This window comes from Pseudomonas sp. R62 (genome assembly GCF_000257605.1).
GTDB classification, from domain to species: domain Bacteria; phylum Pseudomonadota; class Gammaproteobacteria; order Pseudomonadales; family Pseudomonadaceae; genus Aquipseudomonas; species Aquipseudomonas atacamensis.
Genome location: NZ_JH635998.1, coordinates 3,485,980 through 3,501,983 on the forward strand (window position 1 = coordinate 3,485,980; position 16,004 = coordinate 3,501,983).

19 protein-coding genes are annotated in these 16,004 nt (G+C 58.9%); 6 read left to right on the top strand and 13 right to left on the bottom strand.

Annotation, left to right across the window (positions count from 1 at the left end; all coding sequences use genetic code 11):
* Positions 1–1,169, top strand: a 1,169-nt coding sequence (locus OQK_RS16780) for a molybdopterin oxidoreductase family protein (RefSeq protein ID WP_038861022.1), incomplete at its 5' end; no start/stop codon positions are given.
* Positions 1,170–1,266: 97 nt separating this feature from the next.
* Entirely contained in the window at positions 1,267–1,608 is a 342-nt protein-coding gene (gene grxD / locus OQK_RS16785; RefSeq protein WP_016773402.1) for a Grx4 family monothiol glutaredoxin, read from the top strand.
* Positions 1,609–1,640: 32 nt separating this feature from the next.
* On the opposite strand, the gene bfr is transcribed toward grxD, so the two are convergent.
* The gene (bfr, locus tag OQK_RS16790; RefSeq protein WP_016773403.1) at positions 1,641–2,114 is read right to left on the bottom strand and encodes a bacterioferritin; all 474 of its coding nucleotides are present in this window, start codon (positions 2,112–2,114) and stop codon (positions 1,641–1,643) included.
* A 200-nt stretch (positions 2,115–2,314) separates the two neighbouring features.
* On the bottom strand, positions 2,315–2,533 hold the full coding sequence (locus OQK_RS16795) for a bacterioferritin-associated ferredoxin (protein ID WP_003227725.1): 219 nt from the start codon (positions 2,531–2,533) through the stop codon (positions 2,315–2,317).
* 312 nt (positions 2,534–2,845) lie between these two features.
* On the opposite strand from OQK_RS16795, the gene OQK_RS16800 reads away from it, so the two are divergent.
* The gene (locus OQK_RS16800; RefSeq protein WP_003227723.1) at positions 2,846–3,448 is read left to right on the top strand and encodes a peroxiredoxin; all 603 of its coding nucleotides are present in this window, start codon (positions 2,846–2,848) and stop codon (positions 3,446–3,448) included.
* A gap of 74 nt (positions 3,449–3,522) precedes the next feature.
* Here OQK_RS16800 and rnt read toward each other — a convergent pair whose 3' ends face one another.
* Both rnt and pyrC read right to left on the bottom strand, forming a co-directional pair.
* Positions 3,523–4,200 carry a ribonuclease T gene (gene rnt, locus OQK_RS16805; RefSeq protein ID WP_016773404.1) on the bottom strand — a complete coding sequence of 226 codons (678 nt, stop codon included), beginning with the start codon at positions 4,198–4,200 and terminating at the stop codon, positions 3,523–3,525.
* Positions 4,197–5,243 (bottom strand): dihydroorotase, encoded by a 1,047-nt coding sequence (gene pyrC / locus OQK_RS16810; RefSeq protein WP_016773405.1) that lies wholly within the window; start codon positions 5,241–5,243, stop codon positions 4,197–4,199. The genes rnt and pyrC overlap by 4 nt, the downstream gene beginning before the upstream one ends.
* 160 nt (positions 5,244–5,403) lie before the next feature.
* On the opposite strand from pyrC, the gene OQK_RS16815 reads away from it, so the two are divergent.
* Complete coding sequence (locus OQK_RS16815; protein ID WP_016773406.1) at positions 5,404–6,318, top strand: flagellar protein MotY; 915 nt, start codon at positions 5,404–5,406, stop codon at positions 6,316–6,318.
* Positions 6,319–6,447: 129 nt separating this feature from the next.
* Positions 6,448–7,665 carry an argininosuccinate synthase gene (locus OQK_RS16820; RefSeq protein ID WP_011335737.1) on the top strand — a complete coding sequence of 406 codons (1,218 nt, stop codon included), beginning with the start codon at positions 6,448–6,450 and terminating at the stop codon, positions 7,663–7,665.
* 124 nt (positions 7,666–7,789) lie between these two features.
* Here the strand turns inward: OQK_RS16820 and OQK_RS16825 are convergent, their stop codons facing one another.
* Entirely contained in the window at positions 7,790–8,503 is a 714-nt protein-coding gene (locus OQK_RS16825) for a hypothetical protein (protein WP_016773407.1), read from the bottom strand.
* A 432-nt stretch (positions 8,504–8,935) separates the two neighbouring features.
* Between OQK_RS16825 and OQK_RS16830 the strand changes: the two genes are divergently transcribed.
* Positions 8,936–9,562 (top strand): response regulator transcription factor, encoded by a 627-nt coding sequence (locus OQK_RS16830; protein WP_016773408.1) that lies wholly within the window; start codon positions 8,936–8,938, stop codon positions 9,560–9,562.
* An 88-nt stretch (positions 9,563–9,650) separates the two neighbouring features.
* Here OQK_RS16830 and OQK_RS16835 read toward each other — a convergent pair whose 3' ends face one another.
* The 8 genes from OQK_RS16835 to metG form a co-directional block, all read right to left on the bottom strand.
* Positions 9,651–9,830, bottom strand: a complete 180-nt coding sequence (locus OQK_RS16835) for a PA3496 family putative envelope integrity protein (RefSeq protein WP_016773409.1) — start codon at positions 9,828–9,830, stop codon at positions 9,651–9,653.
* A gap of 107 nt (positions 9,831–9,937) precedes the next feature.
* Complete coding sequence (nth, locus tag OQK_RS16840) at positions 9,938–10,576, bottom strand: endonuclease III (RefSeq protein WP_016773410.1); 639 nt, start codon at positions 10,574–10,576, stop codon at positions 9,938–9,940.
* Positions 10,573–11,145, bottom strand: coding sequence for an Rnf-Nqr domain containing protein (locus OQK_RS16845; RefSeq protein ID WP_016773411.1), 573 nt, complete (start codon positions 11,143–11,145; stop codon positions 10,573–10,575). The genes nth and OQK_RS16845 overlap by 4 nt, the downstream gene beginning before the upstream one ends.
* Positions 11,142–11,747, bottom strand: coding sequence for an RnfABCDGE type electron transport complex subunit G (locus OQK_RS16850; protein ID WP_016773412.1), 606 nt, complete (start codon positions 11,745–11,747; stop codon positions 11,142–11,144). The genes OQK_RS16845 and OQK_RS16850 overlap by 4 nt, the downstream gene beginning before the upstream one ends.
* Positions 11,744–12,727 (bottom strand): RnfABCDGE type electron transport complex subunit D, encoded by a 984-nt coding sequence (locus OQK_RS16855; RefSeq protein ID WP_016773413.1) that lies wholly within the window; start codon positions 12,725–12,727, stop codon positions 11,744–11,746. The genes OQK_RS16850 and OQK_RS16855 overlap by 4 nt, the downstream gene beginning before the upstream one ends.
* Positions 12,714–13,718, bottom strand: coding sequence for an electron transport complex subunit RsxB (gene rsxB / locus OQK_RS16860; protein ID WP_016773414.1), 1,005 nt, complete (start codon positions 13,716–13,718; stop codon positions 12,714–12,716). The genes OQK_RS16855 and rsxB overlap by 14 nt, the downstream gene beginning before the upstream one ends.
* Positions 13,715–14,284: an electron transport complex protein RnfA gene (locus tag OQK_RS16865; RefSeq protein WP_016773415.1), complete on the bottom strand. Its 570-nt coding sequence runs from the start codon at positions 14,282–14,284 to the stop codon at positions 13,715–13,717. The genes rsxB and OQK_RS16865 overlap by 4 nt, the downstream gene beginning before the upstream one ends.
* A gap of 114 nt (positions 14,285–14,398) precedes the next feature.
* Positions 14,399–16,004, bottom strand: a 1,606-nt coding sequence (gene metG, locus OQK_RS16870) for a methionine--tRNA ligase (RefSeq protein ID WP_038861023.1), incomplete at its 5' end; no start/stop codon positions are given.

Here is a 16,004-nt window from a genome sequence, read left to right on the forward strand (position 1 = left end):
ACTGGGTGGTGCAGTTGATCAATCTGGTCACCGGCAATCTCGACCGCGTTGGCGGTGCTCTTTGCACCGAGCCGGCGGTGGATCTGGTGGCGTCGACCTCGGGCGGGCATTTCAACAAATGGCAGAGCCGGGTTTCCGGGCGTCCTGAATACGGCGGCGAGTTGCCGGTCTCGGCACTGGCCGAAGAGATGCTCACGGAGGGCGAGGGGCAGATCCGCGCGCTGATCACTGTGGCCGGCAACCCGGTGTTGTCGACACCCAACGGCCGGCAGCTGGAGCAGGCGCTGGACGGCCTCGACTTCATGCTCAGCATCGACCTGTACATCAACGAAACCACGCGCTATGCCGATCTGATCCTGCCGTCGACCTCGGCGCTGGAAAACGATCACTACGACACCACGTTCAATCTGTTCGCGGTGCGTAACGTCACCCGCTTCAATCGCGCCATCCTCGGCAAGCCCGAGGGAGCTTTGCATGATTGGGAGATCTTCGTCGGGCTGGCCAAGGCCTTCGCCGAGAAAACCGGTAAAGAACTGAAACCGACGATGCCGCCGGCGAAGATGATCGACATGGGCCTGCGCATGGGCCGCTACGGCGATGCGTCCGAGCACAAGCTGTCGCTGGCGACGCTGTTCGATCATCCGCACGGCATTGATCTGGGGGCACTGAAGCCGAATCTGGCGTCACGTCTGAAAACGCCGAATCAGCGTATCCAGGCCGCACCGCCGGAAATTCTCGCCGACCTCGCACGCTTTGCCGCGTTGCAGGCGCCGGCAGCCGATGAATTGTTGATGATCGGTCGCCGCCATGTGCGCAGCAACAATTCGTGGATGCACAACTTCCATCGACTGGTGAAGGGCAAGCCGCGGCATCAGTTGCTGATGCACCCGGATGATCTGGCCAGCCGTGGCCTGGCTGACGGGCAACGGGTTCGGGTGAGTTCGCGGGTCGGGCAGATCGAGGTGGAAGTGCTCGCCAGTCTCGACATGATGAAAGGCGTGGTCAGCCTGCCCCACGGTTGGGGCCATGCGCGCCCGGGCGTGCAGATGGCGATCGCCAGCGGCCAGCCGGGATCGAGCGCCAACGACCTGACCGACGAGTGCCAGCTCGACGAACTGTCGGGCAACGCGGCGTTGAACGGTGTGCCGGTGACGGTGGCGGCGGCTTGAGCGGGTCTGTCGGGGAGACCGAGCATGGCGCTCGGGATTCCGTTACAATGCGCCACCGTGCCGACCCCTGAGTCGGAAAGTTCAGCCGAGGTGCTCCATGGATATCATCGAAACGATTAAAGAGCAGATTGCCAACAACACCATTCTGCTTTACATGAAAGGCTCGCCGAATGCCCCGCAGTGCGGCTTCTCCGCGAAAGCTGCGCAAGCCGTGATGGCCTGTGGTGAAAAGTTCGCGTACGTGGACATCCTGCAGAACCCGGAAATCCGCGCCAACCTGCCAAAGTACGCCAACTGGCCGACTTTCCCGCAACTGTGGGTCGGCGGTGAGCTGGTCGGCGGCAGCGACATCATGACCGAGATGGCTGCAGACGGTTCGCTGCAAAGCACCATCAAGGCGGCTGTGGAAGCGGCAGCGGCGAACAAGTCCGAAGCCTGATTCTACTTTCATAGAGTTTCACTCGACAGCTCCTACTCTTCGCCCATCTGCGACTGCAGATAGTTTTCCAGGCCGATCTTGTCGATCAGGCCGAGCTGGGTTTCCAGCCAGTCGATGTGTTCTTCTTCCGACTCGAGAATGTCTTCGAGCAGTTCACGGCTGCCGAAGTCGCCAACGGTTTCGCAATGGGCGATGGCGGCTTTCAGATCGGCGTGGCCGGTCTTTTCGATGCGCAGGTCGCATTCGAGCATCTCGCGGGTGTGCTCGCCGATGTGCAGCTTGCCCAGGTCTTGAACGTTCGGCAGGCCTTCAAGGAACAGGATGCGCTTGATCAGCTTGTCCGCGTGTTTCATCTCGTCGATGGATTCGTGATATTCGTGCTTGCCGAGCTTGTTCAGACCCCAATCTTCATACATGCGCGCATGCAGGAAGTACTGATTGATCGCGACCAGCTCATTGGCGAGGATCTTGTTGAGATGCTGGATGACTGTAATGTCGCCTTTCATGATCGGAGTCCTGCCCTGAATTAACCGTATATAAGGCGGAGTTTGAGCTTGGCAGTTATAAGTGTCAAACCTAAGTTATTGAATAATAAATGAAAATTAATCGGAATAAGAATGTTTGTGTTCCGCGTCTGGACGCTAAGCAATTGATTTTCAGGCATAAAAAAACCGGACATCTAGTCCGGTTCTTTGAAATGGGGCATTTACGCAGCAGTAAATTCTACCGGGTAAGGGATCGCGGCCTGGGCGGTTTGCAGCTTGGTCAGGGTTTCGCGCACCACTTCCTTGGCAAGGCAGGCGCATTTGCCACACTGGCTGGCGACGCCGGTGGCCTGGCGAACTTCTTTGTAGCTGCAGCAACCTTCATAGATCGCTTCGCGGATCTGTCCGTCGGTGACGCCAGTGCAGAGGCAAACATACATAAGTAAGAACCGTCGCTGGTTGTGACTCAATTGCGATGGATCTTAATGTTAACGAGAATGATTGTCAAAGTGCTTTCGGAACGCTTCGCAGCCAATTTCCCAGCGACTGACGAACGGTATTTTCCAAATGCGCGTCTGACCCCATGAATACGCAGTGGATAACCGAACAGGGAAAATCCGTTACGGACAGGCCAAACACGCAGTGTATGATGGTCGTCCCTTGCGAAGAGGGTTCGTGTCACAGGGCTGTCGCCTGAGGGTGACAGGCTGGCCCGGACCCTGAACTTCAAGTTTTTACACCAGGAGATATCAATGAGCGTACTCGTAGGCAAACAAGCCCCAGACTTCACCGTCCCGGCCGTACTCGGCAATGGCGAGATCGTTGACAGCTTCACCCTGTCCTCGGCCATCAAAGGCAAATACGGCCTGGTGTTCTTCTACCCGCTGGACTTCACCTTCGTCTGCCCGTCCGAGCTGATCGCTCTGGACAACCGCATGGCTGACTTCAAGGCGCGCAACGTTGAAGTGATCGCTGTGTCGATCGACTCGCACTTCACCCACAACGCCTGGCGCAACACTCCAGTGAACAATGGCGGCATCGGCCAGGTGAAATACACCATGGCTGCCGACATGAAGCACGACATCGCCAAGGCATACGACGTTGAATCCGAAGGCGGCGTGGCTTTCCGTGGCGCGTTCCTGATCGACGACAAAGGCGTGGTTCGCTCGCAGATCATCAACGACCTGCCGCTGGGCCGTAACATGGAAGAGCTGATCCGTCTGGTCGACGCGCTGCAATTTCACGAAGAGCACGGCGAAGTCTGCCCGGCCAACTGGAAGAAAGGCGACAAAGGCATGAACGCTTCGCCGGAAGGCGTTGCGGCTTACCTGACCGAGAACGCTGCGGCCCTGTAAGGCGCAACGTCGAGGTACAAAAAAACCGGCCCACGTGGCCGGTTTTTTCATGCGCGGGATTTGCTCGCCGAGGATCAGTCGTCGAAGTCTTCCCAGCCGCCCATCTGCTTCCAGCGATTGACGATGCCGCAGAACAGCTCAGCAGTCTTTTCGGTGTCGTAACGCGCCGAGTGCGCTTCACGACCGTCGAAATCGATGCCGGCCGCCTGACAGGCTTTCGCCAGCACGGTCTGACCGTACGCCAGACCCGCCAGGGTCGCGGTGTCGAAACTGGAGAACGGGTGGAACGGGTTGCGCTTCATGTCCAGGCGCGCAACTGCTGCATTGAGGAAGCCCAGGTCGAAACTGCTGTTGTGCCCGACCAGAATTGCCCGCTTGCAGCCGTTGGCTTTCAGCGCCTTGCGGATGCCACGGAAGATGTCGGTCAGCGCGGTTTCTTCGCTGACGGCCATGCGCAGCGGGTGATCGAGCTTGATCCCGGTGAACTCCAGCGCTGCCGCTTCAACGTTGGCGCCTTCGAATGGCTCGACGCGGAAGAAGTAGGTGTGATCCGGGTAGACGAAACCCTTTTCATCCATGGCGATGGTGGTCGCGGCAATCTCCAGCAAGGCATCGGTGGCTGCGTTGAAGCCACCGGTTTCTACGTCGACGACAACCGGCAGGTAGCCGCGAAAACGCGCTGCCATCGGATGACGGGAACCGCCGCCGCCACCTTGACCGTCCAGTTCATCGTCGAAATTGTCTTCACTCACGCGTGTTCCTCCAGCAGGCGCCAGCGCAGTTTTTCACCGGCGCGCAGCGGGATAACGGTCAGCTCGCCAAATGGCAGACTGGTCGGGGCGGTCCATTCTTCACGGACCAGGGTGATGCGATCGGTATTTGCCGGCAGGCCGTAGAAGCGTGGGCCGTTGAGGCTGGCGAAGGCTTCGAGCTTGTCCAGCGCGTTACGCTGTTCGAACGCTTCGGCATACATCTCGATGGCGGCGTAGGCGGTATAGCAACCGGCGCAACCGCAGGCGGCTTCCTTGGCGTGCTGGGCGTGGGGCGCCGAGTCGGTGCCGAGGAAGAACTTGGCGCTGCCGCTGGTGGCGGCGTCGAGCAAGGCTTCCTGATGGGTGTTGCGCTTGAGAATCGGCAAGCAGTAGAAGTGCGGCCGAATCCCGCCGACCAGCATGTGGTTGCGGTTGTAAAGCAGGTGATGCGCGGTGATGGTCGCGCCAACGTTGGCCGAAGCCTCGTTGACGAACTGCACGGCGTCGCCAGTGGTGATGTGTTCGAACACCACTTTCAGTGTCGGGAAACGCTCGACCACGCGGCGCATGTGCTCGTCGATGAAAATCTTTTCGCGGTCGAATACATCGACGTCGCCACGGGTGACTTCACCGTGGATCAACAGCGGCATGCCGACTTCGGCCATGGCTTCCAGCGCCGGGAAGATCTTGTCGATGCTGGTCACGCCGGAATCGGAGTTGGTGGTCGCGCCGGCCGGGTACAGCTTGGCGGCGTAGACGAAACCGCTGGCCTTGGCCTGACGAATTTCTTCCGGTTGGGTGCGGTCGGTGAGGTACAGCACCATCAATGGCTCGAACTGACTGCCGGCCGGGCGGGCAGCCAGAATGCGCTGACGATAGCCGTCGGCTTCAGCGGCGTTGCGCACCGGCGGTACCAGGTTCGGCATGATGATCGCGCGCCCGAAGGTGCGGGCCACATCGGCAACGGTATTGGTCAAAACGGCACCATCGCGAAGATGAATGTGCCAGTCGTCGGGACGCAGCAGGGTCAGGCGGTCGGACATGAGGGGATTCCAGGCGGGTCAAACTGAGGCGAATGCTACCGGAAAAGACTCTTGCAGGCACCCGCTATCAAGTTTTGCCACGAGCGTCCGATATCCCGGAGGTATGCCGTAAACATTGTGTGAATCGGTGTTTGTGTTTCACAAGCCAATGGAGCCTCCCGTGCGCCAGCGTTATTTAGCCCTGCTCAGTGTGTTTGCCAGCCTTCCCGCGATGGCGCTGACTTACCAGACCCGTCTGGAGAACATTGAGTGGACGGTCGCCGGCGACCAGTTCGAATGCCGCCTGACGCAGCCGATCACCGATTTCGGCTCGGGCGAATTCGTGCGCAAGGCCGGTGAGCAGGCGATCTTCCGCCTGAATGCCTACAACGCCATGCTTGGTGGCGGCTCGGCGACCTTGCTCGCTGCCGCTGCACCTTGGCAGCCAGGGCGTGGCGACATCAATCTGGGCTCTGTGCGTCTGGGCAGCGGCAATGTGTTGTTCAACAGCTCGCAATCCCAGGCCGGGGGATTGATCAGCGGTCTGCTGGACGGTCGCAGCCCGGTGGTACGCCGTGCGTCTGGCGATGGCCGCGTCTCCGAAGTGCGTTTGTTGCCGGTGAAATTCAGCAAGGCGTTCAACGACTATCAAGGCTGTGTGGCGAAATTGCTGCCGCAGAATTTCGACCAGATCAAGCAGTCGCAGATCGGCTTCCCCGGCGAAGGCGTTGAGCTGGACCCGGCTGCCAAGGCCAAGCTGCAAGTGATGCTCGAATACATGAAGGCCGACCCGACGGTGAACCACATCGACCTCGACGGCCATTCCGACAACAGCGGCAATCGTCTGACCAACCGCGAATTGTCGCGGCGCCGCGCGCTGGCGGTGGTGGATTTCTTCAAGGCCAACGGCATTCAGGAATCGCAGATCACCGTGCGTTTCCACGGCGAGCAGTATCCGATCGTGCCCAACACCAGCAAGGCCAATCGTGCGAAGAACCGTCGGGTCAACGTGAAACTGTCGCGCGTCGCACCGACTACCGCCCCGGCTCCGGCGCCGCAAGCGAGTACGCCGGCCACGGCCGCAACGACTTCCTGACTCGCCGGTCATCGTCGCGCTCTCGACAGATTCTGTCGCTTTGTCGTCTTAAGCTGTCGCGCCTCTGTAAATTATCGCGTTTGAGCGGTAGACTCCCCGGCTTTCCGTAGAACCCCGTGGAGTGATGGCATGGCGGACGTAAACAAGGTCGTTCTGGCGTATTCCGGCGGCCTGGACACTTCGGTGATCCTCAAGTGGCTGCAGGATACTTATAACTGTGAAGTGGTGACCTTCACCGCTGATCTCGGTCAAGGCGAAGAGGTCGAGCCGGCCCGCGCCAAGGCTCAGGCCATGGGCGTCAAAGAAATCTACATCGACGACCTGCGCGAAGAATTCGTGCGTGATTTCGTGTTCCCGATGTTCCGCGCCAACACCGTTTACGAAGGCGAGTACCTGCTGGGTACTTCCATCGCCCGTCCGCTGATCGCCAAGCGCCTGATCGAAATCGCCAACGAAACCGGCGCCGACGCCATTTCCCACGGCGCCACCGGCAAGGGCAACGACCAGGTGCGCTTCGAACTGGGCGCCTACGCGCTCAAGCCAGGCGTAAAAGTTATTGCCCCTTGGCGCGAGTGGGACCTGCTGTCGCGCGAGAAGCTGATGGACTACGCCGAGAAGCACGCGATCCCGATCGAACGCCACGGCAAGAAGAAATCCCCGTACTCGATGGACGCCAACCTGCTGCACATCTCTTATGAAGGCGGCGTGCTGGAAGACACCTGGACCGAGCACGAAGAAGACATGTGGCGCTGGACCGTCTCCCCGGAGAAGGCTCCCGACACCCCGCAGTACCTGGAACTGACCTACCGCAACGGCGACATCGTCGCGCTGGACGGCGTCGAAATGACCCCGGCCACCGTACTGGCGACGCTGAACAGGATCGGCGGCGAGCACGGCATCGGTCGTCTCGACATCGTCGAAAACCGTTATGTCGGCATGAAGTCCCGTGGCTGCTACGAAACCCCGGGCGGCACCATCATGCTGCGCGCTCACCGCGCCATCGAATCGATCACTCTGGACCGCGAAGTCGCTCACCTCAAAGACGAGCTGATGCCCAAGTACGCCAGCCTGATCTACACCGGTTACTGGTGGAGCCCTGAGCGTCTGATGCTGCAACAGATGATCGATGCTTCGCAGGTCAACGTGAACGGCGTAGTGCGCCTGAAGCTGTACAAGGGCAACGTCATCGTCACCGGTCGCAAGTCCGACGATTCGCTGTTCGACGCCAACATCGCCACCTTCGAAGAAGATGGCGGCGCTTACAACCAGGCCGACGCGGCGGGCTTCATCAAGCTCAACGCGCTGCGCATGCGTATTGCTGCCAACAAGGGCCGCAAGTTGTTCTAAGTGGCTCAGACCCACGCGCAATAAAAAAGGCGGCCAGTTCAGGGCCGCCTTTTTTTTCGGAATTTTCATCGGGTTCATCAAGCCGTTTCTCTTGTCTGCCCGCTTGCGGGATGTGCCACGCCTGTCAGCTGGTTCGCCCCAGCAGGGTAACTGTCTGTGTGCACAGGTTGTAAACGACACACAGTGTTGCACCTGAGCTTTTCTTCGCCTGTTTGATCTGTTGCAGCGAAGTATGCGCCAGAGAGTCCGAAACATGATTCGACAGAAAAACCAGCACTCGCGGATTTTTTTTACCGGCGCTCCGAAGAGTGTCGAGAATCGCATCGAACTCCCTGGACGCATCAACGTCCCGGGCGTCGATGATGTTCAGTTCGCTTATCAGCGGTGACAGTTTGATCGTCTGCACCACGGGGTTCGCTTGGCCATCGATATCGGTTGGTGGGTCAGGCGCGTTGTGAATCCTGCATGGACGCTGGAATCCGCCGCTCCCAGTGTTGCTGGACACCACGCAGCTGGTTATCTCGAAAGCGCACGATCCATCGGTTTTTCGCAACGGTACTTTTCGTTCGCTGTCGCGTTCCGAATGTTCAGCCGCCTTCAGGAAATTTTTGTCCTTGCCGAAATCCGAGGGCGAGTAGAGTGAGCGGTGGTTGAAGTTCAGCGTGATAAAAAAAAGAAATAACAAGTAAAACGGAAAGCTGATCAGAAACCAGACATAAATCTCCCGGTCCTTGTTGTCGAGAAACGGCAGCGATACCGCCGCTGAAGTTTCCGAGATAATGGCGAATATCGCGATGACGGTCATTGGGTTAGTGATCTTGTTCGTTATCTTGAGCATGATTCAAGTTCTATGCTGTTTGTTTGAGGTTGAATATTTCTATATATAGCAAAAGCCTTCATTGAAGTTTCAGGCTGTTGTTTCAAGTTTTATAGAAGGGCTGCCGGTGCGTCGAATATGCAGTAGCGGCGGTTCGTTACGTCATATGTCGAGTCGGCAGCCGGCAAAAGTGGTCCAGGAAATTTCAGATGGCTCGATTGGAATTCGCAGCTGCGTAGGACGTGTGCGCAGTAAACGGAAATTCGCTGCGGTCTTGAAGGACGGGAAGCAGTTGCGATGGATGCGACGGGACCTATTTGTGGGAATTATCCTCAATGCCTGTAGGGAATGTCTCTCGATGCAAATGCGTGTAAAAGTTGCCATCCCTTGAAGCAAGTGACTGGGATATCGTGCGTGTTCTAAAAATTCGAACAGCGAAAACTGGACTTGCCCATGAATAAAGTGCTGATCGTGGATGACCACCCCGTCATTCGACTTGCGGTACGTATGCTGATGGAACGGCATGGCTACGAAGTCATTGCAGAAACGGATAATGGCGTTGATGCACTACAAATTGCTCGTGAACAAATACCGGATCTTGTCATTCTGGATATTGGAATACCCAAACTCGATGGACTGGAAGTTATTGCTCGCCTGACTTCCACCGCCATGCCGGTGAAAGTGCTGGTGCTGACTTCCCAGGCTCCCGGACATTTTTCAATGCGTTGCATGCAATCGGGTGCAGCGGGTTATGTGTGCAAGCAGCAGGATCTGACCGAACTGCTGAGTGCGATCAAGGCAGTTCTGTCCGGCTACAGCTATTTCCCCAATCAGGCCCTGCACACTGTGCGTACCAGTCTGGGCAATGCGAGTGAGGCGGACATGGTTGATCGTCTGTCCGGGCGGGAAATGATGGTGTTGCAGCAATTGGCGCGCGGCAAGACCAACAAGGAAATCGCCGACGGCATGTTTTTGAGCAACAAGACTGTAAGCACTTACAAGACTCGCCTGTTGCTGAAACTCAATGCGCGGTCTCTGGTTGATCTGATCGAGTTGGCGCAGCGCAACGGCCTGGTTTGAACGATTCGACAGCTGAGACCGTCATGGGCCGATCAAGCTCGGTTGTCGCAGAAAATGAAAAGCCTCCGCTTCGGGAGGCCTTCAGGTATCACAGATCAAAATCGTAATCGGCCAATTGCCTTTGCAGTCGGCGCTCCTCAAGCAGGTTGTCGATTGTGCGACGCTTGCTGAGGTTGGTCTTCGCCACCTCGACCACCGGTTCGACCTCATCGGCCTCGACGGCAATAAAATCTTCTTCTACATCCAGTTGCTCTTTGTCGGTACTCATGAAGTCAACTCCCGGCTAAGACTGCCTTTGGCGCTCCTTATATCGACATTACTGCGGCGGGTAAAAAAGATTTTTTCAATCGATGGATACGAAAAACCGATGACGGCTCAATCGTCAGAAGTTTTATGTTTGTATTCGCACAGATCTTCGATGCGGCAGCTGCCACAGCGCGGTTTACGCGCCAGGCAAACATAGCGGCCATGCAAAATCAGCCAGTGATGGGAGTCGAGCAGGAATTCTTTCGGTACAAACTTCATCAACTTCATTTCAACTTCCACCACATTTTTCCCCGGCGCGATGCCGGTGCGATTGCTGACGCGGAAAATGTGCGTGTCGACCGCCATGGTCAATTGACGGAAAGCGGTGTTGAGCACCACGTTGGCGGTCTTGCGTCCGACGCCCGGCAGGGCTTCCAGTTCTTCCCGGGTTTGCGGGACTTCACCGCCATGACGCTCAACCAGCAGACGGCAGGTTTCGATGACGTTTTTCGCCTTGCTGTTGTAGAGGCCGATGGTCTTAATGTACTCGGACAGCCCCTCGACACCCAGCGCATGAATAGCGGCGGGTGTATTGGCGACGGGAAAGAGTTTGGCAGTCGCCTTGTTGACGCCGACATCGGTGGACTGCGCCGAAAGAATCACCGCAATCAGCAGCTCGAACGGCGAAGAGTAGGCCAGTTCGGTTTTCGGCTCGGGATTGTCTTCGTGCAGTCGGCGAAATATCTCAAGACGTTTTGCAGCATTCATGGGCGATGCGTTTCCTTGATGACAGAGTTGCGGCGTGTCCACGCCTGACGGGCGGCGAGAAGCAGGCCCAGTAAAACGAAAGCGCCGGGAACCAGCGTAATCAGACGCAGCCCTTCGGGGAACAAAACCAGACCTGACCAATGCTCCGAAAGGCCTCGGCCAAGGCTGCCATAACCGATAATCTCGCGCAGCCCGCCGACTACCAGCATGAGCGCGCCTAACATGGCGCAGCGTTTGAAGCTGACAGCGACGGGGTCGCGGAAGGCACCGTGGTATTCAAGCACGACGCAGTGCAAGGCGATCAGCCCTATGTAGAGCTCAGACGTCTGCTGCCATGGCAAAAAACAGCGTTGCGCCACAATATCCGCGCAACTGGTCAACGTCGCAGCAAGTATCAGGCTGGCGAGCAAGGCACGGGTGCCCGTCAGGCGCTCGCGCAGCGGCGACATGCAGACGGCAAATACACCGAGTACCGCGCTGAGCATCAAGGTTATCCCCAGTGCAGCGCTGAATGTTGGTGTGGCGCCCAGTAGCGGCACCAGCATCAATAAATTCACCGTGCGCTTCATGGGTCAGTCCCCAACAGCAGCGCCCGATGCTCGTCGAAATAACGCAGTGCGTCATGAATTGCGTCAATGGCGGCACGGGAGGTAATGGTCGCGCCAGCGATCTGATCGAACTGCCCCTGATCCTTTTTCAACGCCCAACCGGCGTCTGTCGGCTCAGTACGGGATTTGCCGACGAAGGCCTGAAGCCAGGCATTCGGCCATTCACCGATGTAACCACCCAATCCTGGCGTTTCGCGCTGCTCAAGGGTTTTCACGCCTAAAAGTTTGCCATTAGCATCAATGGCAATCAGCAGTTCCAGAGTACCTGCGTAACCTTCACTGCGACTACGCAACAGCACTGCAACTGTCTGTCCGGAGCGGGTCGCTCGATAGCCGCCTGACAGCGTGCTATGGCGCAAAGCAGGCTCGGCGAGCGTCAGCGGTTGCTCCAGCGGCTGATTGTCGTAGAGCGCTGCAGGCATGACATCGAGCAGTTGGCGGCTATCGAGCAAGCGCTGCTCGCTGGCAATCTGCGGTGCACTGCTGCGCTGCAACACGTATGTCGCGCTCGCGCCTACGAGAGCCAGCAGTACAACCGTCACGACACTCGCCGAGCGGTTCATGTGCTCACCGGCAGATGGCGGCTGGCGGCGAAGCGCTCCAGCGTCGGCACCAGCAGATTCATCAGCAATACCGCAAACGCGACGCCGTCCGGGTATCCGCCCCATGTGCGAATCAGGTACGTGAGCAAGCCGACGCCAATGCCGAACAGCAGGCGGGCGAGGGCGCTTTTCGCGCCGGACACAGGTTCTGTCACGATAAAAAATGCACCGAGCATGGTTGCGCCGCTGAGCAGATGAAACAGCGGCGAACCATGGGAATCGGACCCCGATCCGTTCCAGCACAACAGGCTGATGAGGAACAGACTGGCGAGCATCCCCACCGGCGCATGCCAGGAGAAGATCCGCCGCTGCAACAGCCACAGACCGCCGAGCAGAAACGCCAGATTCACCCATTCCACACCGCGTCCGCCGAAGCGGCCGAAGGCCGGGTTGCTGGCGAACAGCTCATCGATGGTCAGGCTTTTATTGATGCGCAGACTGTCCAGTGCCGTGGCCTGCGCCCAGGCGTCCGGTGCTGGAGCCGGGTTGAAAACCTGTTGCAACGCCGAGAGGAAACCGAGGCCATGACCGGGCCAGTGGGTCATCGCTTGCGGAAACAGCACCATGCTCAGGGCAAAACCAAGCATCGCCGGGTTGAACGGGTTTTTGCCGACGCCGCCATACAGATGTTTGCCGAACAACAGACCTGAAGCGGTCGCAATGACAGTCAGCCACCAAGGGCAATAAGCCGGCAGCGCGGCGGCCAGCAACATCGCACTGACCAGCGCGCTGCCATCACGCAGTGCCGCTTGCACCGCTTGCCGACGCAGATGGGCGACCCCGGCTTCGACGAGCAAAGCACTGGCAACCGCCAACAGCAGATTGATCAACACGCCCCAGCCATACAACCAGAACAAAGCGAGCAGCCCCGGCAGCGCTGCGAGCAGCACGGTATTCATCGCCTGTTGCAGGCGATCGTCCGCTGCCTCAAGGGGTGGCATGGTCTTGCACCTGGCGCTCGGCGTCAGTCACGGCTTGCTCCAGTGCTGCGATCTGCTCCGGCGCAGCCTCCGCTGCCTGAGCCTTTTTCAACTCGGCGCGGCGCATGGCCAACTGGATCTTGGCTCGCTTGAGTTCGGCGTCGTTGCTCGGAGCAGAGACGGCGGGAATCACCGGTTGGCTGCTTTCCAGCTTCGCCAGTGCTTGCTCGGCGGCTTCGAATTGTTGCTGCAGGACGATCAGTTGCGACTGCTGTTCGAACGTCGGCGGATGGCCGAAAGCTTTCAGCGATTTATGCAACTGAGCCCGACTCATCGCCACATCGACCTTGGCCTTCTTCAGCGCCGCATCTGCGTTCGCGGCTTTTTGCGCACGCACCCGCTCCAGCGCAGCCTGCACCGGGTCGCCGGTCGATACTTGCGGTTGTACCGCACGCGCGGCTCGCGCTTCACGTTCGGCCTGCTTTTGCTGTTCTTCACGCAGCAGGCGCTGATTGCGGCGCTCGAAACGCTGGCGCGCGTGGTCACGTTTGATCGCGCGGGCGCGCTGTTCTTCGAGATCAAATGCGAGACCGCCAACCACTGGGATCGTGTTCGCAGGCAAAGGATGCATTTCGATGCAGTCGACCGGGCACGGCGCAACGCACAGATCACAACCGGTGCACTCGTCGATCAGCACCGTGTGCATGAGTTTTGCCGCGCCGACGATGGCGTCGACCGGGCAGGCCTGAATGCACTTGGTGCAGCCGATGCATTCGGCCTCGCGGATGAAGGCGACTTGCGGCGGTGCCGGGCCACGGCTGATATCCAGTTCCAGGACCGGTATTTTCAACAGCTCGGCCAGGGCAGCGATGGTTTCTTCGCCGCCCGGCGGGCACTTGTTGATCGGCTCACCGTCAACAATGCCTTGTGCATAGGGTTTGCATCCGGGATGTCCGCACTTGCCGCATTGGGTCTGCGGCAGCAGGGCATCGATGCGTTGAAGCAGACTCATGTTTTGATCAATCCACTGAATCCGAGAAAAATCACTGCGATCAGTCCGGCGCTGATCAGATCGATCGGCAGGCCGCGAAAGGGCAGGGGAATATCGTTGTCGGCCGTGCGCTCGCGCAGGTCGCAGAACACATTCAACACCAGCCAGAAACCCAGCCCGGCGCCGAAACTCAATGCTGTCGCGTGCAGCAGGCCTTGATCATTTTGCGCATTGATCAACGCCAGCCCGAGTACGCCGGCATTGCCGAGCAGCAGCGGCCACAATCCGTCGAACGGCCAATCCGGCAGCCCGCGCGTCAGCAGTTTCAGTAGCGGCGCGATCATCAACACACTCAGCGGCAGAAACACGAACAGGCGCAGCGCTTCAAGCTGCAACGGCAGCAGTATCCACTGCCAGATCGCCTGACCGATAACGCCGACCACCACCATCAGGCACAACGTCGCCAACCCCAGCGCATGCACCTGGCGTCGGTTGCCCGCCAGCAGCGGAGCGACGCCCAGCGGCCAGTGCAACACGAAATTGTTGAGCAGCGCAGCACTGATCAGCGTTAACACGAGTTCGGTCATGGTTCTGCCAGCGAAACGGGCGGGTGTCTCTTAAGGGTAGGCACTATCGGGCCAGATATGAAAAATCCCACCGGCATGCAGAGCACGTCGGTGGGATCGTTTTATCGCAACGTCTTACTTGATGCGCTGACCCGGCTTGGCGCCGCTGTCAGGGCTCAGCAGGTAGATCTCTTCACCGCCGGGACCGGCTGCCATCACCATGCCTTCGGAAATACCGAACTTCATTTTCCGTGGCTTGAGGTTGGCGATCATCATGGTCAGACGACCGTCGAGCTTGGACGGGTCCGGATACGCGCTCTTGATCCCGGAGAACACGTTGCGTTGCTCGTCACCGATGTCGAGGGTCAGGCGCAGCAGCTTGTCCGCGCCTTCGACGTGTTCGGCCTTGACGATCAAAGCGACGCGCAAATCGATGGCGGCAAAGGCGTCGAAATCGATTTCCGGCGACAGCGGATCCTTGGCCAGTTCGCCGTTGCCCGCAGGGGCGGCTGCGCCAGTGTCGGTCTGGCTGGCGGTCAGGTCTTCCTTGGAGGCGTCGGTCATGGCTTGCACTTTTACCGGGTCGATGCGGGTCATCAACGGTTTGAATTCGTTGAGCTGGTGATCGGCCAGCAGGGTGGTGTGGTCATTCCAGGTCAGCGGCGCGACGTTGAGGAACGCCTCGGCATCTGCGGCCAGCAGCGGCAGTACCGGTTTGAGGAAGATCACCAACTGGCGGAACAGGTTGATGCCGGTGGCGCAGATTGCCTGGACTTCATCCTGCTTGCCTTCCTGCTTGTTCAACGACCACGGCGCCTTGTCGGCGATCCACGCGTTGGCGCGGTCAGCCAGGGCCATGGTTTCACGCATGGCGCGGGCAAAATCGCGGGCCTCGTAGGCGTCGGCAATGCTCGGCGCGGCGGCGAGGAAAGCCTCGGTCAGCTCCGGCGCGGCATTGTTGTCGACCAGCAGGCCGCCGTTGCCTTTGTGGATAAATCCGGCGCAACGGCTGGCGATGTTGACCACTTTGCCGACCAGGTCGGAGTTGACCTTCTGCACGAAGTCTTCGAGGTTCAGATCGAGGTCATCGACGCCACGGCCCAGCTTGGCTGCGTAGTAATAGCGCAGGTATTCCGGCGACAGATGATCCAGATAAGTGCGGGCCTTGATGAAGGTGCCGCGCGACTTGGACATTTTCTGACCATTGACGGTCAGGTAGCCGTGCACGTTGATGCCGGTCGGCTTGCGGTAGCCGGCGCCTTCGAGCATGGCTGGCCAGAACAGCGCGTGGAAATTGACGATGTCCTTGCCGATGAAGTGGTACAGCTCGGCAGTCGAATCCTTGCCCCAGAACGCGTCGAAGTCCAGCTCCGGCGTGCGGTTGCAGAGGTTCTTGAAGCTGGCCATGTAACCGATCGGCGCATCCAGCCAGACGTAGAAATACTTGCCCGGTTCGCCCGGAATCTCGAAACCGAAATACGGCGCATCGCGGGAAATGTCCCACTGCTGCAGGCCGGCATCCAGCCATTCGGCGATCTTGTTGGCCACGGCGTCTTGCAGGGTGCCGCTGCGGGTCCAGACCTGCAGCATTTCCTGGAAATCCGGCAGCTTGAAGAAGAAGTGCTGGGAATCCTTGAGCACCGGAGTGGCGCCGGAGATCGCTGACTTCGGATCCTTCAGGTCGGTCGGTGCGTAGGTCGCGCCGCATTTTTCGCAGTTGTCGCCGTACTGGTCTTCGGTG

Excerpts from the sequence above, each read along its gene's own strand:
- OQK_RS16825 (WP_016773407.1), bottom strand. The coding sequence starts at position 8,503 with ATGCTCAAGATAACGAACAAGATCACTAACCCAATGACCGTCATCGCG.
- OQK_RS16830 (WP_016773408.1), top strand. The coding sequence starts at position 8,936 with ATGAATAAAGTGCTGATCGTGGATGACCACCCCGTCATTCGACTTGCG.
- OQK_RS16835 (WP_016773409.1), bottom strand. The coding sequence starts at position 9,830 with ATGAGTACCGACAAAGAGCAACTGGATGTAGAAGAAGATTTTATTGCC.
- nth (WP_016773410.1), bottom strand. The coding sequence starts at position 10,576 with ATGAATGCTGCAAAACGTCTTGAGATATTTCGCCGACTGCACGAAGAC.
- OQK_RS16865 (WP_016773415.1), bottom strand. The coding sequence starts at position 14,284 with ATGACCGAACTCGTGTTAACGCTGATCAGTGCTGCGCTGCTCAACAAT.
- grxD (WP_016773402.1), top strand. The coding sequence starts at position 1,267 with ATGGATATCATCGAAACGATTAAAGAGCAGATTGCCAACAACACCATT.
- OQK_RS16820 (WP_011335737.1), top strand. The coding sequence starts at position 6,448 with ATGGCGGACGTAAACAAGGTCGTTCTGGCGTATTCCGGCGGCCTGGAC.
- rsxB (WP_016773414.1), bottom strand. The coding sequence starts at position 13,718 with ATGAGTCTGCTTCAACGCATCGATGCCCTGCTGCCGCAGACCCAATGC.
- bfr (WP_016773403.1), bottom strand. The coding sequence starts at position 2,114 with ATGAAAGGCGACATTACAGTCATCCAGCATCTCAACAAGATCCTCGCC.
- OQK_RS16855 (WP_016773413.1), bottom strand. The coding sequence starts at position 12,727 with ATGCCACCCCTTGAGGCAGCGGACGATCGCCTGCAACAGGCGATGAAT.
- pyrC (WP_016773405.1), bottom strand. The coding sequence starts at position 5,243 with ATGTCCGACCGCCTGACCCTGCTGCGTCCCGACGACTGGCACATTCAT.
- OQK_RS16850 (WP_016773412.1), bottom strand. The coding sequence starts at position 11,747 with ATGAACCGCTCGGCGAGTGTCGTGACGGTTGTACTGCTGGCTCTCGTA.
- OQK_RS16845 (WP_016773411.1), bottom strand. The coding sequence starts at position 11,145 with ATGAAGCGCACGGTGAATTTATTGATGCTGGTGCCGCTACTGGGCGCC.
- OQK_RS16800 (WP_003227723.1), top strand. The coding sequence starts at position 2,846 with ATGAGCGTACTCGTAGGCAAACAAGCCCCAGACTTCACCGTCCCGGCC.
- OQK_RS16795 (WP_003227725.1), bottom strand. The coding sequence starts at position 2,533 with ATGTATGTTTGCCTCTGCACTGGCGTCACCGACGGACAGATCCGCGAA.